The organism is Ruminiclostridium cellobioparum DSM 1351 = ATCC 15832, assembly GCF_000621505.1.
In the GTDB taxonomy this organism is placed as follows: Bacteria; Bacillota; Clostridia; order Acetivibrionales; family DSM-1351; genus Ruminiclostridium; species Ruminiclostridium cellobioparum.
In genome coordinates, this window is sequence record NZ_JHYD01000031.1 from 31,872 (window position 1) to 57,218 (window position 25,347).

Annotated in this window: 18 protein-coding genes; 1 reads left to right on the forward strand and 17 read right to left on the reverse strand. The window is 43.1% G+C overall.

Features of this window, described 5'->3' with window-relative positions:
• Window positions 1–11 precede the first annotated feature (11 nt).
• Entirely contained in the window at window positions 12–3,038 is a 3,027-nt protein-coding gene (locus T344_RS29745; RefSeq protein ID WP_051571824.1) for an S-layer homology domain-containing protein, read from the reverse strand.
• A gap of 245 nt (window positions 3,039–3,283) precedes the next feature.
• Between T344_RS29745 and T344_RS0112470 the strand changes: the two genes are divergently transcribed.
• Entirely contained in the window at window positions 3,284–4,978 is a 1,695-nt protein-coding gene (locus T344_RS0112470) for a methyl-accepting chemotaxis protein (RefSeq protein ID WP_027628995.1), read from the forward strand.
• Between the two features lie 346 nt (window positions 4,979–5,324).
• Here the strand turns inward: T344_RS0112470 and T344_RS28160 are convergent, their stop codons facing one another.
• The 16 genes from T344_RS28160 to murA form a co-directional block, all read right to left on the reverse strand.
• A complete protein-coding gene (locus tag T344_RS28160) occupies window positions 5,325–6,695 on the reverse strand; it encodes a peptidylprolyl isomerase (protein ID WP_051571826.1) in 1,371 nt (456 codons plus the stop codon).
• Between the two features lie 225 nt (window positions 6,696–6,920).
• On the reverse strand, window positions 6,921–8,615 hold the full coding sequence (gene argS, locus T344_RS0112485) for an arginine--tRNA ligase (RefSeq protein WP_027628997.1): 1,695 nt from the start codon (window positions 8,613–8,615) through the stop codon (window positions 6,921–6,923).
• Window positions 8,578–9,045: a YwiB family protein gene (locus tag T344_RS0112490; protein ID WP_027628998.1), complete on the reverse strand. Its 468-nt coding sequence runs from the start codon at window positions 9,043–9,045 to the stop codon at window positions 8,578–8,580. The genes argS and T344_RS0112490 overlap by 38 nt, the downstream gene beginning before the upstream one ends.
• Before the next feature lie 121 nt (window positions 9,046–9,166).
• Window positions 9,167–10,330, reverse strand: coding sequence for a D-alanine--D-alanine ligase family protein (locus tag T344_RS0112500; protein WP_027628999.1), 1,164 nt, complete (start codon window positions 10,328–10,330; stop codon window positions 9,167–9,169).
• Window positions 10,331–10,587: 257 nt separating this feature from the next.
• A complete protein-coding gene (locus T344_RS0112505; RefSeq protein WP_034861327.1) occupies window positions 10,588–11,094 on the reverse strand; it encodes a ferritin family protein in 507 nt (168 codons plus the stop codon).
• A 418-nt stretch (window positions 11,095–11,512) separates the two neighbouring features.
• A complete protein-coding gene (locus T344_RS0112510; RefSeq protein ID WP_004625546.1) occupies window positions 11,513–12,310 on the reverse strand; it encodes a M23 family metallopeptidase in 798 nt (265 codons plus the stop codon).
• A gap of 87 nt (window positions 12,311–12,397) precedes the next feature.
• Window positions 12,398–13,411 carry a stage II sporulation protein D gene (gene spoIID, locus T344_RS0112515; RefSeq protein WP_027629001.1) on the reverse strand — a complete coding sequence of 338 codons (1,014 nt, stop codon included), beginning with the start codon at window positions 13,409–13,411 and terminating at the stop codon, window positions 12,398–12,400.
• A 141-nt stretch (window positions 13,412–13,552) separates the two neighbouring features.
• A complete protein-coding gene (gene ilvD / locus T344_RS0112520) occupies window positions 13,553–15,271 on the reverse strand; it encodes a dihydroxy-acid dehydratase (RefSeq protein ID WP_027629002.1) in 1,719 nt (572 codons plus the stop codon).
• A gap of 37 nt (window positions 15,272–15,308) precedes the next feature.
• Window positions 15,309–16,316 (reverse strand): glycoside hydrolase family 130 protein, encoded by a 1,008-nt coding sequence (locus T344_RS0112525; protein WP_027629003.1) that lies wholly within the window; start codon window positions 16,314–16,316, stop codon window positions 15,309–15,311.
• A 16-nt stretch (window positions 16,317–16,332) separates the two neighbouring features.
• Entirely contained in the window at window positions 16,333–17,667 is a 1,335-nt protein-coding gene (locus T344_RS0112530; RefSeq protein ID WP_027629004.1) for a GH1 family beta-glucosidase, read from the reverse strand.
• 62 nt (window positions 17,668–17,729) lie between these two features.
• Entirely contained in the window at window positions 17,730–18,593 is an 864-nt protein-coding gene (locus tag T344_RS0112535) for a carbohydrate ABC transporter permease (protein WP_034861330.1), read from the reverse strand.
• A gap of 11 nt (window positions 18,594–18,604) precedes the next feature.
• Complete coding sequence (locus T344_RS0112540; RefSeq protein ID WP_027629006.1) at window positions 18,605–19,483, reverse strand: carbohydrate ABC transporter permease; 879 nt, start codon at window positions 19,481–19,483, stop codon at window positions 18,605–18,607.
• A gap of 65 nt (window positions 19,484–19,548) precedes the next feature.
• A complete protein-coding gene (locus tag T344_RS0112545; protein ID WP_027629007.1) occupies window positions 19,549–20,910 on the reverse strand; it encodes an extracellular solute-binding protein in 1,362 nt (453 codons plus the stop codon).
• A gap of 204 nt (window positions 20,911–21,114) precedes the next feature.
• Window positions 21,115–22,179 carry a response regulator transcription factor gene (locus tag T344_RS0112550; RefSeq protein ID WP_027629008.1) on the reverse strand — a complete coding sequence of 355 codons (1,065 nt, stop codon included), beginning with the start codon at window positions 22,177–22,179 and terminating at the stop codon, window positions 21,115–21,117.
• On the reverse strand, window positions 22,179–23,942 hold the full coding sequence (locus T344_RS0112555) for a sensor histidine kinase (RefSeq protein ID WP_027629009.1): 1,764 nt from the start codon (window positions 23,940–23,942) through the stop codon (window positions 22,179–22,181). Before T344_RS0112555 ends, T344_RS0112550 begins: the two co-directional genes overlap by 1 nt.
• Window positions 23,943–24,049: 107 nt before the next feature.
• Window positions 24,050–25,312, reverse strand: coding sequence for a UDP-N-acetylglucosamine 1-carboxyvinyltransferase (gene murA / locus T344_RS0112560; protein WP_027629010.1), 1,263 nt, complete (start codon window positions 25,310–25,312; stop codon window positions 24,050–24,052).
• Window positions 25,313–25,347: the final 35 nt, after the last annotated feature.

Below are 25,347 nucleotides of genomic sequence, written 5' to 3' on the forward strand. Positions count from 1 at the left end.
CTGATTATTATCTATTCTTCAACTATTACGATATATGCATCGCCGGTAACAGCAGTATCTTTCTTCAACACTCTGACTTTATCGCCCTTCTTAAGCTCTGAAGGCTGAATTCTTACATTATTCTTTATTATGAATGAATTAGCCAGCAAATTGAACTTACTGTCGGCCATATTCGCATAAAGCTTTGTAGAAGTATTATAGTACTTGACGTTTCTGAGCTCCAATGCCGTCGGCTGGGTCAGGAGCTTTCCTTCATCATCATAGGTGGCTCCCGAAGCGGTTATAACAGTACCGGTGATATTTACATTTCCGTACGGAGCAGTACTTATTTCAACAGCGTTGGTTCCGTCACTGAGCACATAAACAGTCCTGTTCTTGAAGGTCGTGGCGCCGTTATAGCTGTTGAAGTCGCCCTGGCCCACAATACCGTCGGTATCTGTGATCCTTGTATTGGAGTTCAATGTAAAGGTTACCGGGGTGTTGGCAAAATCCCAGTTTACACCGTTAAGCTTTGAGTAGGACTGCAGCGTAACGCTCTTGTACTCATCTATACCGGAAATTCTTCCTCTGAAGAGCTGCAAAGTATCCGTTCCCGCTCTCTTCTCTATGGCTACCACTCCCGCCACAAGAGTTCCGCTGTCGGCATCCCTGTTTGCAACAACATAGGTGTAATCGTCGGCAGTGACACTGCTTCCCTGAACTAGTCTTCCGTCCTTGACTACAATAGTGCCGTTGTCATATGAAATACTTGTCTGGGCCTGCTGCAGTGTAAACTTGTTGGCACCGGCAGTATATACCCTGTCATTGTACGGAACTTCAAGGTCGTTTGTAAAGTTTGCCATTACAACATTTTCATTGTTTCCGTAATCGCTCTCGCTTACAAGGTATACCACCGACCCGTTCAGGTATTTGTTTAAATTCTTCACAGGCTGGGCGTTACCGCCAAAATACGCGGTGAAATCCTCATCAAGCTTGAGAGTCTTCATAGGTTCTGCTTCGTCCTTGACCCAGGTGCCTTTCCGGAATACCCATGGATCGCTCAGAACAATCTGGTTTGACAGGTTGTTGTAGCTTTTAAAATTACCCTTGTATATATTTGCGACAAGCTTGTCTCCGCTCTCAATAATTATCTCTTTCAGTCTTGTCAGATTGGGTGCCTCATTTACAAGCAGCTTTACCCTGTCGCCGTCTTTCAGCTGGGTCAGCTTGGACAGCTTTCCGCTTTTGATGACATTGACTCCGTCGGTGTTGTACTGCAGCACACCTTTATCGGTTTCAACGGTAATTGAATTGATCTTCCTGGAAATGACCTTTCCATACCGTACCGAATAATTGTCAACACTGCTTATTGAAGAAACGGCTCCGGTGTCATCTATTCTCACAAACACCGTATCTCCCGGTTCAATATCCTCCAGATCTGCCGGTTGGTGGTTTTTATACACTTCAACACTGTTGGGATCGTCATAGTTGAAAATTCTCAGCGCAGAGAGCTCCAGCGGGCCCGAACCGTCGGCCTTATACATGGACAGATAGCCCAGCTGGGGATTGTTTTCCTCAACAATGCCCGAGGTCAAACCTGCCTCACGTGCCTTCTTGACTGTGACCGGCGCTATCTCTTTTACCACGTTCTGCTGGATACCCACTACCACTACCATTTCAGGTTTAATAGAAGTCATATCCACAGGAGCTTTTGTTATTGCATTTAAAATATTATTGGAATAGGAATGGTTTTCATACACTATATTCCCATTTGCCGTTTTTTTGACAGGATTAGAAATAGCCTGATCAGGGTACTTGATAGTCTGCGTAAGCGGGGTGTAGTTTATGGTTCTGCCGGCAGTGCCGACGCTGTTGACAATAGCTGCCACGTAACTCATTTCACCGCTGTTCGACAGAACTCTGGCATACCTGATGATTTTGTCCTCCGAACCTACTATATATTCCAGGCGGTCACCCTTTTTCAAACTCAGGGAATTTGTAATGGTTCCATCCTTAAAGACCGGAATTTCAGTCTTGAAAGAGGCCTGTACCTTTCCGGTCTGCTCATTTGAGGTAGTGGTGGGAGACTGATAGCGTGTCTCGGTTATCAGTTCATCCAATAACCCGTCGGAATTTCTCACAATAAATGAGGTGTAATCTATCCTGTAACCCTTTGAGGTATCATTGGTTTTCTGAATATCCTCTATGGTGGCTGTTCTCTTTTCCATATTCTTCAGAGGCAATATGATATTTTCGGCATTCTTAAGAACCCTGGCTGCCTCCTCCCTGGTTACTGCTTTGGTTGGGTTGAATTTTCCATTTCCGTCGCCGCTCATTATATTATTTTGCAAAATGGCTTCTATGTACGGTACGTTTTCGGCAACAGTACTGTTCCAGTCGGTGAAGTTATTGAATAGCTCCTGTGATTCATAGGCAGGCGGCAGCATCAGCGCTTTTGCAAGCCATGTACCAAATTCCTGTCTTTGCGCTGCCGAACCTCTTCTGAAATCGCCTGCCGCCAGGGTGCTCTGGTCTGCATTCAGGGCATTTACCAGCTCCTGTGGAGTTATCAGGCCTTCATTTGCAGCCAGCTGAAGACTTCCGTCATACAGCACGGCCTGGAGATTTGTTTTTTTCTGTCCTGCAGGTCTTGCGGCATTGAGGGCCTGTCCCAGAGCAGTGATATCCTGCACCCGGTTGGCTGCCATATATGCCAGGTATAAAGCCATTTCCCTGGACACAGTTCCATTGGGGTTGAACTGCGTGTTTCCAAAACCCTTTAACAAATCGAGTGCACCGTTCTGGTAAACCGCATCCTTCAAATCATATGCAGCTTTGCTCATGTCGGTATATTTAAGGTTATTTATCACAGCCTGCCCGTTTTGAGCGGCTGAATAAGAATTTACCGTGGGTTCATTGCCAACAGCCGCATATACGTAACCTGACTGGATTAAGACTGCAGCGCTGACGGTTAAGGCTATCAATTTACTGATTGATCCTGAAACGGATCCTGATTTCTTTTTGTATTTTAATGATTTTAGTGATTGAAAAAGATTCATCTATTTGACCTCTGCGTTAATCAAATTTTATGTATATGCATATTATATCGGTTTTTTTTGGATATTTATTATTAAAGTTTCATTACAATATTGCGAAATTTTCAAAAAGTCTTATATAAATCAGGACTAAAGTCCTATAAAAATTTCAGTTTTCAGGACGATAAATTTATATCGACAAAACCTCATTTCACAGCTGTAAATGCCCCCCAAATAAGGAAAGTATACTAATACAAGGAGATGATTTTATGAAAATAAAGGCAAAACTGATTGTGTCTTTTACAGGTATCTTATTGCTTTTCGCCCTTACAGTTTTTTTCCTTGTTTATTTCAAAGTGTCAGGGATAATTACCGGAAACTATCAAACCAACATTGAAAAAAATGCCAATCTGTCCCTGGCTTTCTTTAACGAAAGATTTACCGGAGACTGGAATATTAAAGACGGCATGCTCTACAAGGGGAATGAAAAAATCAATGACTCTGCGGAGTTTGTTGATACCATCCAAAAGGAGAGCGGATATCTGGCAACCATATTTATGAATGATACAAGGGTTGCAACAAACGTACTTCTGGATAACGGTTCAAGGGCAACGGGGACAAAAGCCTCCGAAGAAGTTGCCAATACAGTCTTGAAAGAGGGAAAGGATTTTCACGGTACCGCTCTGGTTGCAAATAAGAATGTATTTACGTATTACACTCCTCTTAAGGACTCTAGCGGAAAAATAATAGGTATGTGGTTTGTGGGGGTTGAAAAAAGCGTTGTTGACAAACAGATATTTAATATTGTGGGAACAATAGCAATTATCATAGTCCTTGTTCTTTTCATTGGATCAGCTCTCGCTTTTAATATAGGCCATGTGCTGAGCAAGTCAATAGGGAAAATAAATGTTCAGCTTAATAAGTTTTCAGACGGGGATTTCAGCCACAGGCTTGATGACAGCAGCTTGAAGTTAAAGGGCGAACTCGGTGAAATATCCAGAGCGGCCAACCGGATGCAGCAATCGATACAGGGAATAATCAAATCGGTTATGGACGAATCCTCCAAAATAGATGAAGCCATGCTCCATACCGTAAACAGGATTTCAGACCTTAATGGGAATATTGAGGATGTCTCAGCCACGACAGAGCAGCTTTCAGCCGGAATGCAGCAGACTGCCGCAACAATGGAGGAAATGAACGCCACCTCCCACGAAATAGAGTCTGCGGTGGAGAATATAGCCAAAAAGGCACAGGAGACCTCTTTTGCCGCCCAGGAGATCAACTCCAGAGCACTTGCGCTCAAGACAGGGGCCAAAGAATCCAAGGATTACGCATATGACATTTATAAATCAACCAATACCGAGCTTACACAGGCTATAGAGCAAAGTAAATCCATCGAGCAGATCCGCAGGCTTTCGGATTCCATCATGCAGATCACCAGCCAGACCAACCTGCTGGCTCTGAATGCCGCCATTGAAGCCTCCAGAGCCGGTGAAGCAGGCCGTGGTTTTGCTGTAGTGGCAGATGAGATAAGGAAACTGGCCGAGGATTCTAAAAAGGCCGTCGCTGAAATACAGGGTGTCACCACCAGCGTACTCAGCGCCGTAGAAAACCTGGTAAACAGCTCCAAAAACATTTTATCCTTTATTGAAAATACTGTCATCACTGACTATAACAGTCAGGTGGAAACCAGTGAACAATACAGCAGGGATGCAGCACATATCGATGAATTGGTGCTGGATTTCAGCTCTACCTCGGAAGAACTTCTGGTTTCCATAAGCAATATGATTAAAGCCATAAACGAAATCACCATCTCCACGGGTGAAGCGGCTGAAGGTACGACGAATATCGCTGTCAAAGCCTCCGGAATCCTTGAAAAGGGAAATGAAGTCGTACAGATATCCCGGGATTCAAAAGCCGCATCCGATAACCTTAAAGTGTATGTTTCAAATTTCAGGATTTAGGAACAATAGAGTATCGCAAAACCAGAACAATTGAAATAAATGTGAAAAGTATTGTATAGTGCTCCCATACAAACTTCAATAAATGGATTGCTCCCAAAGTACATGCTGAAATTTGCACGGCTCATCACAGGTGTTTTTGCTGTCGCACAATACTCGACCTCCTGTCTCGGATTGCTGCTCAAATCGGCCTCCTGCCGATTTGCCAGCAAAAACACCTGTGCTTCACCTGCAATTTCGGGCATATACTTTTAATTGAGCACCATTTATTGAAGTTGTACTCGCGCACTATAAACATAATTCACGTATTTCAGTTGTTTTAATTTGTGACACTCCACTGTAATTTGTTTTATTTTTCGTATAAAGTCTTGTCCAGTTCATCCATGATGCTTTTATTCACGATAATCTCATACTGGGGCTCACGCTTCAAGGAAGCCAGATTTTGTAAATAGCCTTCATTAAACCTTGTGTTGATAAGCGTTGACTTAACCAGATCTCTTAAAGCTTCAAAGGATACTTCTTCTCTATTGTCCATTTTGAGTACATGATATCCGTAATTGGTTTCAACTATGCCAATATCTCCCGGAGAATGTGTAAAGGCCCAGTTTTCGAAGGGCTCCACCATTTCCCCTTTTCCAAAGGTATACTGTCCTCCGTTTTCCTTCACTCCCGGATCGTCGGAATATTCTTCAGCCAATTTTTTAATATCCTCTCCTGCCTTTACCTTTGCCAAAAGCTCCTCAGCCTTTTTCCCTGCAGCCAGCTTTTCCTGACTGCTGATTTGCCCGCCGTCCTCCGAAACTGTGGATATGAGGATATGAGTTACGGTAACACTGTCATAATCCGCCTTGTGGGTATTATAATAATCTTCTGTTTCTTTTTCCGACACCTCAATTTTATTGTACTCGGCTTCAATATACTTCTGCATCAGTATTAAATCTTTGCAAACCTGCTTATATTCCTCCAGTGAGAGGCCATACGCCAGTCTTACTTCCTTTTCGGCCGGTTCAAGTCCCCCTGCGCCGTCAATAAGCTGCTGAATCTGTGAATCCATCATCTTTTGATCATCCGCATCAAATTTAATTCCTGCTTCCAGGGCCTTTTTATATTGGATCTTGAATTCCTGGATTTTTTCAAGTACCTGCTTTTGAACCTGCTCCTTCAAGGTTAATCCATTCACTTTAGACGTCCAGCCGACTTTGTCCATTAAAACATCCGGATTCTGTGCAAGCAGAGTATTCATATTGAATTTTGTAAACATGGTATACTCCGGTATGGAAATAGCTGTATTCCCGATAATCGCCACACAGTTTTCCGCTTCCTTTGCCGGTATAACAGTAACATAGCAGTAGGCTTTAACTTTTCCGTCAGGGCTTTTTGCGGTTATCACAGCTTTTGACCCTGGTTTTGCAGCTGTTATATTACCTTTTGAATCCACCTTTACGGAATTCGGCTTGTCCGATATCCATAAAAACTTTGTATCACCCTGTACCGTCTTTCCGTTGGTCTGCATAACCGCTTTCAATTGCACCGTCTGACCGGCTGCCATACTTAACTCATGGCGGCTTAGTATAATTTTACCCGGGTTCTCATTGCCGGCCGTATTGCTCACTGCCGCAGACGGTCCGTCTGCCTGAGTTGAAAAAGCAGAGATATTTGTGAAGGATACACCCACAAACACTGCCAGTAACAAAGCTGATAACCTTATCCTTGTGAACATATTGTACCCCCTTTTACTTATTTGGATTTGTATGTAATATTCTACCATATATTATATTTTATAACAACTCTTATCTCTCATTTTTGTACACAAAATGATAAATTTCGTGCTCTCAAAGCAAAATCCCCTGTAACATAAGGTATAAATCTTAAGTTGCAGGGTATTTTTATATCCGTTTATTTTTTTGATTTCACTTGAAATAATACTGCTATCCGCAACCGGCGGTTACATCCTCTCAGGTGCGCTGACACTCAGCAGGTCAAGTACGTTTCTGATTACGATTCTTGTACAGTCAACCAGCACCAGCCTTGCCTTCATAAGTCCCTCTTCCTCGCCCCTCACTCTGCAGGCATTATAGAAGCTGTGGAAGGAGGCCGCAACTTCCTGTACATATCTTGTGAGCCGGCTCGGTTCAAGAGTTTCTGCCGATATCCTCACCTCATCAGGATATTCGGAAAGCTTCTTTATAAGGTCAAGCTCCTCCTGCCTTTCAAGCAGTTCCAGCTTTACATCCTTGACATCGGGTATCATGATACCTTCACCCTCCAGCAGCTTCAGCATGCTGCATATTCTTGCGTGTGCATATTGCACGTAGAATACAGGGTTTTCATTGGACTGCTTGACAGCAAGGTCGAGATCAAAATCCAGATGGCTGCCTGATGCCTTTGTATTAAAGAAGAATCTGACCCCATCCCTGCCTACTTCCTCTACAAGGTCCATCAGGGAAATGGATTTGCCTGTTCTCTTGGACATTCTTGCTATTTCACCGTTTCTGTACAGGCGCACCAGCTGGAACAGCACAACGTCAAGCCTGTCAGGATTGATCCCTATAGCCGCCATGGCTGCTTTCATCCTTGCCACATGGCCGTGGTGGTCGGCTCCCCATAAATTTATTACCCATTCAAAGCCTCTTGTCTCAAATTTATTGCGGTGGTAGGCTATATCTGCTGCAAAGTAGGTTGGTATACCGTTATTCCTTACAAGCACTTCATCCTTTTCACTGCCTATTACCGAGCCCTTAAGCCATAGAGCTCCGTCATTCTCAACAGTACAGTTGTTTTTCTTTAACAGCTCAATAGTTTCTGCCACCTCCCCGCCTTTGTGGAGAGTCTGCTCGGAGAACCACACGTCAAAATGAATCCCGTAGCTCTCAAGGCCTTCTCTGATTCTCTGGATATTCCTGGGAAGCGCAAAATCCACAAATACCTTCTTTCTTTCCTCCGAAGGAATATCAATATATTTATCCCCGTGAGCGGCGATAAAATCCTTCATATGTTCGGTTATATCCTCGCCATGATAGCCGTCCTCGGGAAACTCCACCGCATCCGCTCCCTTTATGAGCTGGATGTACCTGGCTTCAAGGGAGGTTCCGAACTTCTCGATCTGGTTTCCCGCATCATTTATCAGAAACTCCCTGGTCACATCATACCCGGCGGCATCCAGCACGCTGGCTATGCAGTCGCCCAGTGCGCCGCCGCGGGCATTGCCCATATGCAGAGGTCCCGTGGGGTTTGCACTGACAAACTCAACCATGACCCTTTTACCGTTGCCTATATTAATGCGTCCGTATTGTTCTTTTTCTTCCTTTATTATTCTGATTGCATCGTAGAGGTATTTGCTGTCCAGCGTAAAGTTTATAAACCCGGGACCGGCACAGGCTGCCTCTACGATATAGGTGCTGCTGAAATCAATGTTCTTGATAATGGTTTCAGCTATCAGGCGCGGTGCCTTTTTTGCTGTCTTTGTCAGCTGCATGGCAATATTGGTTGAAAAATCTCCATGTCCCTTTTCCCTGGGAATTTCGATTGCCACATCATTGACCTCAAGTTCGGGAAGCTCTCCTGCTTCTATAGCCTTTTTGACCGAACCCAGTACGGCATTTTTAATTTGCTGGCGTAATTCCTCTGTTATATTTTTCATTTGAAGCTCCTACCTCTCTAATATGCATGTAAAAATCATTTCTTCCTGTATTGTAACTGTCTATCTCTATCTGATAACCCATACGGATCTCGCCGCCGGTATCATCTATATTTATGTCAACATTATTGGCGTAAACACCTATTGTAAAAACCCCATACTCAGTCTCATAGGATGAGATATGCTTCTGTCCTTTCTGGAAAACGAACTGCGAGTTTACCTTGCCAAATCTCATGAGAGTAACGACACCATCGCAGATTTTTAAAGTGGTGGTGGTACCGAGCATTCCGGTAACTTCGCTCTCCTTATAGCTTACATAATAGTTATTGCCCTTTTGATAGTACTTTCCCTCAGTGATAAGTTCAAGAGTGTTCTGATCGTTTTCGGGATCAACTTGTATACCCTTTACATTTATTATCACGTCTTTACTCATTCAGTTTCCTCCTCAGTTGAGTCATACCAAAACTTACTTCCAATATAATAAACATTTGGCAGGATTTTTTCAAGGAAAAATAAATAAAAACAAATCCGGGACCACCAAAAGCAAAGGACAATTATTGATTGGTAAACTCTCTTTTACTGTCCTCATATCTTTCATAGGCAAGCTCGATGAGCCTGTCAATGAGCTCGGTGTAAGGTATGCCGCTTGCCTCCCACAATTTTGGATACATACTTATCTGAGTAAAGCCGGGCAGAGTATTTATTTCGTTTATATATATCTCTCCTGTAACCTTATGTACAAAAAAATCCACTCTTGAGAGCCCGGCGCAGTCGAGGCATTTAAAGGCTCTGACCGCATATTCCCTGATTTTCTGCACCGTATCGGCAGGCAGATTTTCAGCCGGAATGACCACCTTTGAGTCGTCCCCCACCTGATATTTTGCCTCGTAATCATAAAAATCATTGCAGGGTATGACCTCCCCGACAGTTGAAGCTATGGGATTATCATTGCCAAGAACCGCACATTCTATTTCTCTGCCGTCAATAAATTCTTCCACAAGAATCCTTCTATCATTCCTGGCTGCTATTTCGAGAGCCCTTTTTAATTCTTCCCTGTTTGAAGCTTTGTTAACCCCCACGGAGGAGCCTGCATTCGAGGGTTTAACAAAACAGGGGTAAGTCAGCCTGCCTTCTATTTCTTCCATGACTTCTTCAGTCCTGAAATTGACCTGCTTTCTGCTGAACACCAGATAGTCACCCTGGGGAAGGCCTTCCTTTTCAAATATTATCTTGGTATAAGCCTTATCCATACCCACAGCCGAGCCCAGTACACCGCAGCCCACGTATGGAAGGCCGGCCAGCTCAAACAGGCCCTGGATGGTTCCGTCTTCCCCGTTACAGCCGTGCAAAACAGGAAATACCACATCTATCGGCTCTGCCGAGCTTTCGGTAAAAATGGCTCTTGCCGAATTGCTGACAGCTATATCATTGGAACTCCTGGCTGCAGTGTTTGCCTGCTGATTTTGAGCCGCCAAAAGCAGGGCATTTTGCTTTTTCTCCTTAAGGTCGGCCTGGGCAAGCTGCAGCCATTCGCCGCTTCCGATTTTGTTTGCAGGCCCGTCATATGTAAGCCACTGTCCCTCTTTTGTAATTCCGATCATAACAACATCATATTTTGATTTATCTATATTCTCAATTACCGACTGAGCCGAGACTCTGGATACCTCATGCTCCGAAGATTGTCCTCCGAATATTACAGCTACTCTTTTCTTTGCCATAATTACCTCCGCACGCATGTGAAGCCAAGTGTTTGACTTCGTGTTTTTATTGGTATATGCCAACTTACAGATACCATTTAAATTATATTTAACATTTTACTATTTAAGTACCAATAATACAAGAAAATACAGCACTCAAAGCAAAAAGAGCCGTTCCGGCTCTTTTTGCGATAAATCCCTATTTTATATTTATATATTAATAACACCCTGCGGATATCATTCATGGACCATGGACATTATTGCTCCGGAAAACAAGCCTATTTAAAAATGAATCCGGCAACATCTTTCCAGCTCTGCTTGAGAAGCTTCTCATACCTTACCTTGAACATGACCTCATGCTTCTTTTCCCAGTCTGCAAGCTCGAGGAGAAATCTCTTGGCCTCTTCATCCTCCACCTGGCCTGCCGCATTAAAATAAAACAGTGCAAAATCACTTTCCATCAGGTAGGCCATTCTTATTATTGCCAGGTCGGACAAAGCATTTTGATCAGAAATAAGTTCAGAGTTGTCAGGTATTATTGCGACATTTTTTTCTCTTGAAGTGTCATCAACTACCCAGGACATTACTATGGGAGGAGGCGTTACCTTAAGCAGGTCGTAAATACTGCTCAGTACCGCATAATGGGTTTTTTCCATTTCGGCCAACTCCTCAAAGAGTTTTTTATGTTCAGCCGACTGAACCCTCTCCATATTGTAACTGTAAAATTCCTCCGCATCATTTTCCATTCTCATGGCATATTCAATAATCTCTTTTAATTTGCTCATAATTGGCTCTCCTTCTGTATGTAATCAAGAATATTTTGTGGCAGTGCCCCCGGAAGTGCAATCTATATAAAATATACCCTGCAGTTTATGCTTAAAACATTAATTTAACCCGTTGTGCCAATTAAAATTTTATTTTTGCTTTACAGATAGATTTAATCAGAATCAACTGGTACGCGAGTACAACTTCATGAAATAAGATGCACAGTTAAAAACAATTTTCGCAATTGTTTTGGGGCATCCTTATTTCATGAAGTTAGTACGGAAGTTACCATTTGATATAAAAAAATTACAGGGTGAAGCAAAAATTAAACTAACCGGCACAACGCGTTAATTTAACTGGTTAATTATTTTACTCACGAAAAGAACGGAGTCCTTTGAAACTCCGCTCTAATTTATGTCAGAAATATTTGTTTTTTCGTTATTTAGCCTTGTCCGAAGTTGAAGCCGCTTTCAAATATGGCACAGGATCAACTGCCTTGCCATTTTTCAAAACTTCAAAATGCAGATGTGCGCCATCTTCACATTCACTTTGAATGGGATCACCTACAAGGCCTATTATTTCATTGGCCTTGACCTTAAGGCCGCAGCTTATATCCTCCAGGCCCTGCTTTGAAAGACCTGCGTATCTGGTCTTCAAACCGCTGGTGCCGTGAGTGATTTCTACGGTGATGCCACTTGTATTATCCTCAACCAGTGACACTGTTCCATCAGCTACAGCCCTGACCTTTGTCAGCTTGTCCACTTTAAAGTCAAGACCTGTATGAGCCCTTATGTCCCCCAGTGTCTTTGACTCTGAAAAAGTATTTACGTCTCTGGTGTAGTCCTTCATAATCGACCCATCAACAGGACGGATAAATGTAATGGCTGCATTGGAAGCAGTACTTTTGCCCTTGGCAGGAGAACTCTTGGCCGGTTCTTTTGAAGTATTTGCCGACGGTGTCTGGTTGGCAGGTACTTGCTTGCCCGAAGTATTGGCTGCAACTGCTTTAGCAGGATCTTCCTGGCTTGATTGATTTGCATTGGCATCATCCGGAATTATTTTTCCTTCGCTGCTGATGCCGGTATCAGGAGAGTTCATGTTTTGAGTAGTTACAAATATCGCCGTGGCTGCCACAATGACTATGCAAACTGCAAGAATTACATAAAATCCCTTATTATTAAAGAATTTTGACAGTTTGTTTTTCCAATTCTTTTCGTCTGGAATAAGTTTCTTCATAATTAATATTCCACCTCCATTAAATATTGTTTCCTTTATTGCCAACAATATACATAGAGGTGGAATGATTTATATAAATCATTTATATTAATTGTTATCATTTATATTATCGCCAAGTTTGTTAAGAGTTACTCCTTTATAATAATACTTCAGGATGTCGGAATAGGGGTATCCCTCCTTTGCCAGATAATCGGCTCCGCACTGGCTCATCCCCACGCCGTGCCCATAGCCCAGGGTGGTAACGTCTATTTTGCCGTCTGAAAGCTTTGACAGCTTGAAGTTTGCGGATTTCAGCTGAAATATTTTCCTGAAATCCGTTCCCTTGATTTTTATATTGCCAATCTCCATTTCCATAACACGGTCACCGGAGGAATACTTTTTTATTTTAATTGCAGAAAAAAGATCCTTGGTCTTTAGCTGAAATTCAGGGTTGAATTCTTTCAGTTTTTTAACCATTTCCTCCTGGTCAAAAACCACCTGGGTTTTATACTCTGAAAAAGTGTCCTCACCGGGGCTTTCCACCCCCCTGAGGTAAGGTTCCGCCGTTCCGTCCCATACATCTTCGGAATTTTCGGTATGCCCCCCGCTGTTTGAGTGGAAAAGAGGATTTATTACAACACCGTTGTATTCAATAATCTGTCCTGAGGTTTCACTTACTGCCCTACAAATCTTATTCCAGTATTTAAAGGCTGAGAACAGGCCCCACCGTTTCATTGCCGTTTCCTTGCTGATCCACGCCTGGCAGTGGGCCGGGTTTGTGCAAACATCGGCTCCGTTATGCGCCGTCTCAGAGGAACCATACAGCTTGGCGGCCCGTCCCATGGCATATGTCCTGGCCGCAACCGCCTGCGCTTTAAGTGCCTCCATTTCAAAAGAAGCCGGCATTTCGGCGGCAACCACCCCGATCAGGTAGTCTTCCAGATTCATTTTAACTGTCTTTTTCTGGTCTGAAAGGTAAACATTTATGGTCAGCGGCTTATCTGTACTCTCCTTTGCTGTTTTCTCCTGCTCCTGTATTATGCTGAAATTGCGGACCATTAATAAAGGTATAAAAACAATTAATATAACCATGAAAATTATGTAAATACAAAGTTTCTTCATTTTACCTCCATGCCCCAAATATCAATTCCTCACATAAAACCAAGGACATGTTTTAGTATATTCATATATAAACATAATTTATGATTTACTCAGTCATTTTTATATGTATTTTTAATCCTTCAGGCATTTTCTAGCACGCTACTACTCCATATATCCGCCCTTCATAGGTGAAACCGCAAGCTTTGAATATATTTTCAATATGCCTGTTTTTTCCTTCAATACAGGGGGCCGCATGGTCCGTCTTCTTTCAGAAAGGCAGCCGTTTACCTCCTCAGCGGTTTTTTCCTTTCCGGCAATACCTACTATATCTATTCTTCTTGAGGGAATGTCAACTCGGATCAAATCTCCCTCCTGTACAAGAGATATAGGCCCTCCCTCAACAGCTTCGGGGGAAACGTGGCCTATTGCCGGACCCCTTGTTGCACCTGAAAACCGTCCGTCGGTTATAAGGCATACCGAGCCTGATAATTGGTCATCACAGGCTATGGCTTCTGTAGTGTAAAACATTTCAGGCATCCCCGACCCCTTTGGCCCTTCATAGCGGATAATCACCACATCCCCGGGCTGTATCCTCTTCCGTACCACCGACTGGTAAGCCTCCTCTTCGCTGTCAAAGGGACGGGCCCTTCCCGTGAAAACAAGCATCTCCTTTTTCAGGGCGGAGTGCTTGACTACCGCACCCTCCGGAGCAAGATTCCCCTTTAGGACTGCCACTGCTCCGTGTTCTGATATCGGAGAAGAGCTGCTTTTAATAACATCATTTCTATCAATTTTTCTTTCAGATAAATAGTCCTTGCACTTTTCATAATAGCCTTCTTTTTTCAGGCCCTCCAGGTTTTCGCCCAGAGTTTTGCCTGTTACCGTCATTACCTCCAGATTGAGATGTTCTTTTATCTGCTCCATCACATAGGGAGTTCCTCCGGCATACCAATAGTATTCTGCAGGATGCACCCCGCTCGGACGGATATTGCACAAATGCGGAATTTGCCTGTGAATCCTGTCAAACATCCCGGCGTCTATTTCAATGCCAAGCTGATAAGCTATTGCAGGCAGATGCAGAAGTGTATTGGAAGAACCCGCTATGGCCGCATGTACCATTATGGCATTTTCAAAAGCCTTACAGGTCATTATCCTGTCCGGTGTCAAATTGCTTTTAACCAGATCAACAACAGCTTTACCGGCAGCTTTGGACCAATTCCCAATTTCATCACCCCAAGCCGGGATAAGGGCGGCTCCCGGAAGTGCCACACCAAGGGCTTCAGCCATTATCTGCATTGTGCTTGCAGTGCCCATAAACTGGCAGGCTCCGCAGCTGGGGCACGCATTGTGCTTATAATATGTATACTCCTCCAGTGTTATCTCATTTCTTAAATATTTGGCATGATAGGCACCAATCTGCTCAAGTGTCAGGTTGTCCACCCCTGTTTTCATCACTCCTCCCGGAACAAAAACCGAGGGTATGTTGCAGCGCGCCATTGCCATCAAATGTCCCGGTACCGATTTATCACAGGAGGATATGAATACTGCTCCGTCAAAGGGCGTAGCCTTCAGCTGAACTTCTATTGTGTTGGCTATCATTTCTCTTGATATAAGTGAGTAGTTCATGCCGTCATGTCCCTGCGCAATACCGTCGCAGATATCTGTCACGGTATACCTGGCGGCCTTGGCACCCCGTCGGTCGATTTCGGTTCTCACCATGTGGACAAGCTCTCCAAGATGAACACTTCCGGGATGACTGTCCCCCCAGGAGCTGTTAACCATGATCTGGGCCTTTCCGAGATCCTCCGTACTCCAGCCCGCCCCCAGTTTCAAAGAGTCTATTTCAGCAGCTATTCCTCTCATTTCCTGACTTCGCAACATGTTCCTCTCTCCTATGCCGTATTGTATATTTATGACATTACCGCTGTTCCATAACAAAATCAATCAATTCCTCAGTTGGAACCGTAGCCAGACTGATAGCGGTATCCGTACATCCATAGTATATATGCAATATACCTTCCTTTTCAACAGCTGCCGTAGGAAAAATCACATCGGGTATATACAAGCCGAATTTCTCATAGTACTCTTCCGGCTCCATAATGAAGCTTTTTGCCCTGGCTATGATCTTCCCGGGATTTTCAATATCCAGCAGCATTGCCCCTGCCCGGTAGACATTATGGTCATCTACTCCGTGATACAAGGTCAGCCAGCCTTTATCGGTCCTGATGGGCGGAGCCGAGCCTCCGATTTTTTGGGATTCCCAGGACTGTTCCGGAACAGCAAGAAGTTTCGGTTCGCTCCAATCAACCAGGTTATCGGAATAGCAAATCCACATGCCGGCCTTTTCTGTTCCGAACTCTTCTCCTGTATATTCCTCCGGCCTTCTCAGCAATGCAAATTTTCCGTTTATTTTTTCGGGGAACAGTATATTGTCCCTGTCATTAATTTCAAACGGCGTTGTATATGCCACCTGTTCAAAATGTATCATATCATCCGATACCATAATTCCCGAGCGGGTCATGAAGCTTTCCTTCCTTGACCAGCCGTCGGGATATTCGGGGCTGACTTCTATGGGCTTTCCCACTCCTGTGGGATAATAGCCGTAGGATGAAGGGCGTAATGCATATGTAAGATAAAACCTGCCCTCTATTTTTACTATTCTCGGGTCCTGAACACTTCCATACGGAAAGCCAAAGGTACCAGGTGTTATTATGGGTTCGTCGGTCACATGAGTAAAGTGTATGCCATCATCACTTTCCAGCAGACCTATATAACAGTGAAACGGCATCAGAGACCCGGCTGCCCTTTCATACATGTAGAACCTGCCCTTTTCCAGTATTACGGCCGGATTGAAAACCGTGGCCTTTCTCCAGTCGAATATGCCGGGCCTCACTATGGGATTTTCCTTGCATCTTGTTATCTTCATCTGTTCATACCTGCCATTATTTAATATTTTTTAAAAATTCCTTATACCACAAAGAGCTTTTCTTCCATAATCTTTGCTGCGTCTTATAATCAACATGGAACAGGCCGAATCTTTTGCTGTATCCCCAGGCCCATTCGAAATTGTCCAGCAGGGACCAGGCATAATAGCCCTCTACTCTGCAGCCGTCCTTTTTAGCCTGCAGCATTGCAGCTATATGGTTCTTCAGATATTCAACCCTGTCATCGTCCTGGATAATGCCTCCTGAAACAACGTCATCAGCATAGGCTGCTCCGTTTTCAGTGACAAAAATCCGGGGATCATCATATTTATTTTTTAATCTTAAAAGCAATTCGTGCATGCCCTCCTGGTAAACCTCCCAGTTAAATGCCGTATAAGGTCTTCCCGCCGGCTTTACCTCCTCAAATCCTAATACAGGATCTGCATCCGAGCGTTTTACAACTTTTCTGAAGTAGTAATTTACACCCAGAAAATCCCCGGGATTACCGGCAATCACATGCATATCTCCGGTTTGTACGACAGGTGCGGCGCCGGCTTTGTTGTATATATCAAGAATGTCTTCAGGGTAAGCCCCTTTAAATATTGGATCCAAAAACCATCTGTTGTGGTATCCGTCAACAATCCTGGCGGTTTCGGCATCTTCCTGCAAGTCTGAGGCAGGGTGAACCGGATACAGATTTAAAGTGATTCCGATATCATCAACTTTTTTGCAGCTGCTCCTGAATGCCTGAACGGTCTTTGCATGGGATAATATTAAATGATGGGACACCTGAACCGCTGTGGGAAGGTCGGTTATTCCGGGGGCATGCCTGCCCTGCCTGTGTCCTGCAAATGCTGCCACCCAGGGTTCATTGTGGGTAATCCACTTATTAACCGAACCGCCAAAGCTTTTAAACATCGCCTGGGCATATTCAACAAAATAATCCACTGTTTCCCGGTTTGCCCAACCGCCTGTTTTCTGGAGCGACTGCGGCAAATCCCAATGGTACAGGGTTATAATCGGTTCAATGTCATTTTTCAACAATTCTTCAATCAGTTTTTTATAGAAGTCCATGCCTTTTTGATTGAGCTTTCCTCTTCCCTCCGGCATAACTCTCGCCCAGCCTATGGAGAACCTGTAGGAATTTATCCCCAGCTCCTTCATAAGGCCTATATCTTCCTTGAATTTATGATAATGGTCGCAGGCAATTTCTCCGGTATCTCCATTGTGTACCTTACCCGGTATTTTGCAAAATTCGTCCCAGATATTCAGGCCCTTACCATCTTCAAGATAAGCCCCTTCAATTTGGTAAGCCGCTGTTGCCGCGCCCCACAAGAATCGTCTGTCTTCCATATCCGCCCTCCGATTTATCATTATATAAAATTAATTCCATTTCTGCTTGCCGCCAATACGGTTTATCCCTTCACAGCCCCCGCTGTCATACCGTCTATTACCTGCTTCTGCAATAAAAGGTATATTGCAATGACAGGGATTGAGGATATTACCAGCGCGGCCATAAGACCGGCATAATTACTGGTTTCCGCACCCAGAAAGTTGTATAGTCCCAATGGAAGTGTCTTTTTCTGTTCTACCGATATAAAAATAAGTGCAAAAGAAAACTCCTTCCAGTTATTTAAAAAGTTCAGTATAACTACCGAGGCAATTGCCGGCTTTGTCATGGGAAGTATTATTTTTAGAAACATCTTGTATATGGGGCTGCCGTCAATAATGGAAGCTTCCAGAATTTCATCGGGAAAAGCCCGCATGAAGCTCTCCATAATGAATATGGTTATGGGCAGGCCAAAAGCCGTATATGTTAAAATCAAGGACCAAAGGGAGTCCAGCAGCCGCAGGGTCCTCATCTGGATAAAAAGCGGTACAAGAATTGACTGCAGCGGTATCAGCATGCCCACAATAAAAATGGAATAAACTCCTTTTTGCATGCTGAACCTGAATTTAGACAGTATAAAGGCGGCAGCCGCGCCAATAAATACTGTAAAAATTATAGCAGCTACAGAGACAATAATGCTGTTTATAAAATATGTCCCTATATTTGCCTGCTTCCATGCATTTGCATAATTCTCAAAGTGCAATGTTGCAGGCAGTGCAAATGTGCTCATGGATATATCCTTATTGGTTTTCAGCGAGGTATAAAGCATCCAGATCAATGGATAAAGGGTAATAATGGATGCCATACCCAGCACAAAGAAGAGTGCTATTTTTGAAATCGATCTGTTTGAAGTGCCATGCTTCAAAATGATTTTCGCATTTTCATTCATGCCATATCCCCCTAATCCGATAAATTCCGGCTCATAAGACTTCTGCTGATAATTATCAGACCGAAGCTGATAATTGAGATTACCAGTGAAACAGCGCTGCCGTAGCCGTATTGATATATTGCAAAGGTTTTGTTATACATATATGTCGCCATAAGTTCGGTTGCGTTGGCAGGTCCCCCTCCTGTCATAACAAACACAAGATCAAAGGATCTCATGCTTCCTGAAATGCAAAGTACAACCGCGGTCATCACAGTGGGCCAAAGCATCGGTAAAATAATATTTGTAAGCTTTTTAAGCTCACCTGCACCGTCTATATCCGCAGCTTCCAGGATTTCTTCCGGAATATTTTGAATTGCGGCCAGGAATATAATCATGTAATAGCCGAAGCACTGCCACACAATCACGGCACATATGCTGAGCATGGCCAGCTTTGGGTCTCCCAGCCAGTTTTGTGTAAGCTCCTCAAGACCTATAGCCTCCAGTATGCTGTTGATAATACCAACCTGGGAATTTAATATGGTTGACCATAAAAGACCTACAACTACTGTTGACAGTATCATGGGGATAAAAAATGCTGTTCTGAAAAAACCGGCCCCCTTGATATTTCTGCTTAATATGACTGCCAGTATCAGACCGATCGGTACCTGACCGAAAATTGAGAAAAGTACTATAAAAATATTATTTTTAAACGATTGCCAGAATACTTCATCCGTTAATATGATTTTAAAGTTATTTAATCCGGTATAAATTGGCTCGCTTAATCCGTTCCAATCATAAAACCCATAAATAAAAGATCTCACTATGGGATATAAAACAAATATAAAATAGATCAACAGTGCAGGAAGCATACCGGCTATGATGTATTTGACATTCTTTCTGATAATGTCCATTCGCTCACTCCTTTATTGTGCAATGGAATAAGAGAATTAAATTCTCTTATTCCATTGCAGATAAACTACTTCACTGCTGCCTGCAGTTGTTCTGCTATCTGTTCAGGTGTCTTCTGATTTGACATAATAGCCTGTAAACCATTATTAACTATATCGGCCTGTTCCGAATTCAGGGCCGAATCATAGACAGTTACCAGCGGATGATCGCTGATCAGCTTTGTAAGCTTTGTATAAATAGGATCGGAAGTACTGCTGTCTATATCCACATCCTTGTAGCTGACAGGAATATTTGATTTGGCATAAAGCTTCTGAGCATCACTGTTTGTTGTAAACATGATAAGGTTTTCTACAGCCGTCTTTTGCTCAGGACTTGCCTTTGCATTTATAGCTATACCGGTGGCACTTACTCCGGACATAACATTGGCATCGCCCTTTCCACCCTCAAAAGCGGGTAAAATTCCAAGTTCAATATTGGGCTTCATTTCGGGTGTAAGCTTTTCAATCAAGTCAGGAACCGCCCAGGAACCCTCTATCATCATAGCTGCATCTCCCCTGTAGAAATAATCCCTGGCCTGAACGTTGTCTATACTTGAGAAGTCTTTATTGAACGCGCCCATATCCGTTATTTCCTTGAAGGTAGTCAGTGCGGCTACAAACTCCGGATCAGTAAATTTGGCTCCATTTTTAGCAAGTACATTGTCAAGCCATTCACTGCCTGTATATCTGTTTGCCAGGCAGCTGATAATGGAGGATTGTGCGGGCCATTTTGCCTTGTTTCCGTGTGCTATTGGAATTACCTTATTTTCCTTGAAGGTGGTTATGGCCTTTTTAAGCTCGGCATAATTGGCGGGATATGTAAGATTGTATTTTTCAAATAACGCCTTGTTATAGAAAACAATGGACGTTACCGATACACCCAAACCGGCCGAATAAGTCTTTCCATCCACTGTAAACTCTTCCAGCGCTCTGCCGATGAACTTATCCTTCCACTCGGTTTCTCTGCTCAGCAAGTCATTTATATCTGCCAGAAGACCGGCCTTTGAAAATTCTATGGTCATTGCATTGGGCCAAATTACAAAGGCATCGGGCAATTGTCCGGCAGCGGCCTGAGTCTTCAATTTCGTCTGATATTGATCTCTTGGAATCTGCTGTTCATCTATTTCATAATTTGTATATTTTGCTCTGAACTGTGTCATTATTTCCTTCATAAATTCGGTACGTTGGTCAGAGCCCACATAAGAATGCCAAAGAGTGAATTTTGCACTTTGTGCTTCATTATCATTTACAGCACTTTTTGTTTCTTCTGACTGTGCAGCACTTGCCGAATTTGAACTGCTGCCGGTATCGGCAGGCTTGGAAGCACCACAAGCTGCGAAGCTTAATAACATGATTACTGCCAATAGTAGACATAATACTCTTCTATTCATATTTCCTCCTAATAATAATTCAGTAATATTGTACAGAAATAGCGCCATTTCCAACTGCATTTTTATTATATATCTACAACCCGCTTTATAAAATCCATAATTCTTTGATTGTATCCGAAATTCTTAGAAGTTCCTCATAAAAAAAGGATTTGTTTCGAAACAAACCCTTTTACTGTAATTAATTGTCTAAAACTGCCTGAAACACTACTTCCCAAGCTTGTTATACTCTGTAGGCGATACTCCCACGAGCTTTTTGAATACACTGCTGAAATATTTGTAGTCGCTGTAGCCAACCATGTCGGACACCTCATATACCTTATATATATTCTCGGTAAGCAGGCTTTTGGCTTTTTCAATCCGCACCTTGTTCAAATAATCGGTAAAGCTTTCCTTTCTTATCTTTTTAAACAGGTGACTGAAGTAATTTGAGTTCAGATATACATTCCGGGCAACCCTCTGGACTGACAAATCCTCATAATAATGGTTATCAATAAAATCAATTGCCTTTGATATGACCATTTTATAGTTTTCACCGTTATTATCGTCAAATAGAAGAATGATTTTTTTGGTAAACTCCTGCATCCACTCACTCAATTCCTGAACTGATGTTATATTTAAAAGCTCGAGATAATGGCCGGGATACGATTCGTTCACCGTATTCTCAAGCTCCACCCCATACTTCTCCAGCATCAGGCAAATGGTATTGACAATATCAACGCTCAACTTGTGATATTTTTCAATTGGCAGGTTCTTGATTGTATCTTTTCCGAAAATACCGCTTATTGTACTTAATGCCGCCTGATTTTTTCCTGCACGGATTGCGACAATATATTTTTCGAGTTCATCCTCTATTTCCTTCTGGAAATAAAGCTTGTCTTTATCAAAATTCAGATCCTCCTGCAGCGAATCCCCGATTCTCTCCATCAGCTGTGTCAGTTCATCGGCGTCCACAGGTTTGACCAGATAGTCCACCACACCTGATTTAAGGGCCTTCTGCGCATATTGGAAATCATCGTAGCCGCTGAGAATTACAACCTTGATATTCGGAATTTCCGCTTTAATAATTTCAAGAAGTTCAAGTCCGTTCATCTCAGGCATCATAATGTCGGTCAAAACCACCTGGGGCTTCTTCTCTCTGATTATCTCCAATGCCGCTTTCCCGTTTGCAGCCGCTCCAACCACCTCAATGCCCAGCTCTTTCCATGGCATTGTGTAGACCAGTCCATCCCGAACCATTTTTTCATCATCAACAATCAGAACCTTGATCATTATTTATGACCTCCCGAATCCAATTTGAAAATAACTTTTGGTATTGTTATAACAACCTTAGTCCCCGAGGCTGTTTTACTGAAAATTTCAACTCCATAGTCCTGGCCAAAGTATAATTTAATACGTTTATGAACATTTCTGACACCATATCCCTTTTGATCGCTTTCAAAATTTTCCTCAAAGATTTCCCGGATACGGTCCTCTTCCATTCCCTTTCCGTTATCTATTACCTCAAAGCATATGTTTTTACCCTGATCTCTTCCCAGAATTTCAACTCTTCCCCTGCCTCCCATTTCAGCAATTCCATGCATAAGGGCATTTTCCACAAAGGGCTGCAGTATCAGCTTTATGGTTGAATGCTCCAGAATGCTTTCATCCACAGCTATACGGAACTCGGGTATTTCATCATATCTGAACTTTTGTATGGTTAAATAACTCTGTACATGCTCTACTTCCTTTTTTATGGTAGTTATCTCACTGCCCTTGTTCAAGCCAAGCTTGAAAAGCTTTGCCAGTGCACTGACTATTTCTCCTGTTCTGGGCGCATTCTCCAGTCTTGAGGTCCAATAGATAACGTCCAGTGTATTATACAGGAAATGAGGGTTAATCTGGGCCTGTAAGGTTTTTAATTCTGCTTCCTTTCTGGAAAGCTGTATTTTATATACCTCTTCTATCAATATTTTAAGCTTTCGGGTCATACTGTTAAAGCTTCTCCCCAGTGTGCCGATTTCATCTTTCCGGTCGGTATTAATAAGCACATCCAGATTTCCCTGCTCAACCTTCTTCATCAGGACCGTCATTTTTTTTATGGGTTTGGTAATTTTCATTGTCAGAAACGACAGGGCTATAAAGGCCAATGCTATAACCACGGCCACTATACTCAGGGTAACCTTCAGCGAAGTATTCAATTCCCTGGTGATCTCCTTGAAGGGTACAACACTTATATAAGTCATATCCTGTATGTTGGATTCATAATATGTAACAAGCATGTCCTGTCCGGAATATTTCTCCCTGTAGAAACCGTTCTCACCGGTAAATACCTTCTTAAACAGCTCTTCATTCCTTATGTTTTTATTAATCATTTCCACATTTGAGTGAGAAAGTATAACTCCGTCCTTGTTGGTAATAAAAACATATCCTGTTTCTCCGAGCTGTATATCTCTGTATATCCTGTTTATTTCACGTTCACTGAGATCTATTCTGATGATTCCCAGACGTTTTGTCAAATTATTTATGTCGTTGAGCTGCCTGTACAGGGATAAGACATATTTATCCCCGATCTGCTGGTACTTTCTCCGGTAAGTGTATGTCAATAAATTATTCCCATCGGCAGGTATCTGACTTTCCCGCTCTTTAAGCAGGGACTCTTTTTCAGCATGGGATATCCCCGCCGACTCAAATTTCAGCCCCTTGTCGGAGTATACGTTCACCGCCAGTATATATGATTTTGTATTTGTCAGATTGGCATAGGTTTCATCCAATTGGGCAATCAGCTCACCGATTTGGGGAAATTGCCCCACCTCGGTGTTTGTTAACTTTTTTATGTTTTTGTCAGAAATAATAAAAAGTGAGAGATCATCAACTCCGCCAAAAACAGTATACATATTGCGGTCCAACTGCTTTAAGGTTTCAACGGTAGATTGAGTCACTCTCTTTTCCACTGTATTCTTGGTGGATATATACGAAAAAAAACCAACGGATGTAACTATAATTATTATAACGATACCAAAATAGATCATTAGTTTGGATCCAAGACTTTTCATTGCAGCACCCCACGCGTATACTATTGTTCATCCGGCCCGTCATATTCAGTTATATTTTTTTGTAATACCTATATTATATATGCATTTTACACTTTCCGATATCTTTTTTATTCCTCCACCCTTTCAATTTTAGCTCCAAGTGCCTTAAGCTTTTGATCCAGCCTGCAATAGCCCCTGTCAATATGCTGTATCTCCCCGATCTCAGTCGCTCCGTCAGCTGCCAGCCCGGCCAATACCAACGCCGCACCCGCCCTCAGATCGGTGGCTTTTACCGTTGCACCTGTCAAACACTGCTTTCCCTCGATTACTGCCGTTCTTCCATCAATTTTGATACTTGCACCCATCCTTTTCAATTCACTTACATGCATGAACCTGTTTTCAAATATGGTTTCGGTCACAATGCTTGTCCCCTGCGAACAACTCAGGAGTGAAGTCATCTGTGCCTGCATATCTGTGGGAAAGCCAGGATACGGAAGGGTCTTCACGTCAACAGGCTTCAGCGGGCCATTGCCCTTGATCCTTATTGACGTCAACTCCTCACTGATTTCCAGCCCTGTTTCCTTAAGTTTGGCAATTATTGGCTTGAGGTGATCAGGTACCACATTCTGAATCTCCACATCGCCATTGGTTATTGCCGCGGCTACCATAAATGTACCGGCTTCGATCCTGTCGGGAATTATAGTGTGTGTACAGCCCCGTAGCCTGTCAACTCCCATAATCCTGATGGTATCGGTGCCGGCGCCTTTTATGCATGCGCCCATTTCATTCAAATAGTTGGCAAGATCAACTATCTCAGGTTCTATGGCAGCATTTTCAATACTGGTCTGCCCTTCTGCCAGCACAGCCGCCATCAGGATATTCTCGGTAGCGCCCACACTTGGAAAATCAAGATAGATTTTATTGCCTGTCAACTTTTTGATTCTTCTTGCTTCGATATAACCATGTCCCTGGGTTATTTCGGCCCCTAGTGCCGTAAACCCCTTTAAATGCAAATCTACAGGCCTGGATCCGATGGCGCAGCCTCCCGGCAAAGCAACCCTGACATATCCCGTTTTGGCCAGCATGGGTCCCATTATTAAAAAAGAAGCCCTTAGTTTATTAACTAATTCATAGGGTGCGGTTGAATTAGTGATGTTTTTTGCGTAAAAGCTGATCGAATTGTTTCCGGGCTGTGCTTCAACCTCTGCCCCCAGTGATCTGATCAGCTCACACATCATTTTGACATCATATAAATCCGGGACTTCTTCAATAATACTTTCCGACTCACCTAACAGGGATGCAGCCATTATTGGAAGAACTGAATTTTTAGCACCATCTACTCTTACTTTGCCTTTTAAAGGTACACCTTCTCTTATAACATATTTAGCCAAGTGAGCTCTTCCCTTCTCTTTGATATTTTTGTATT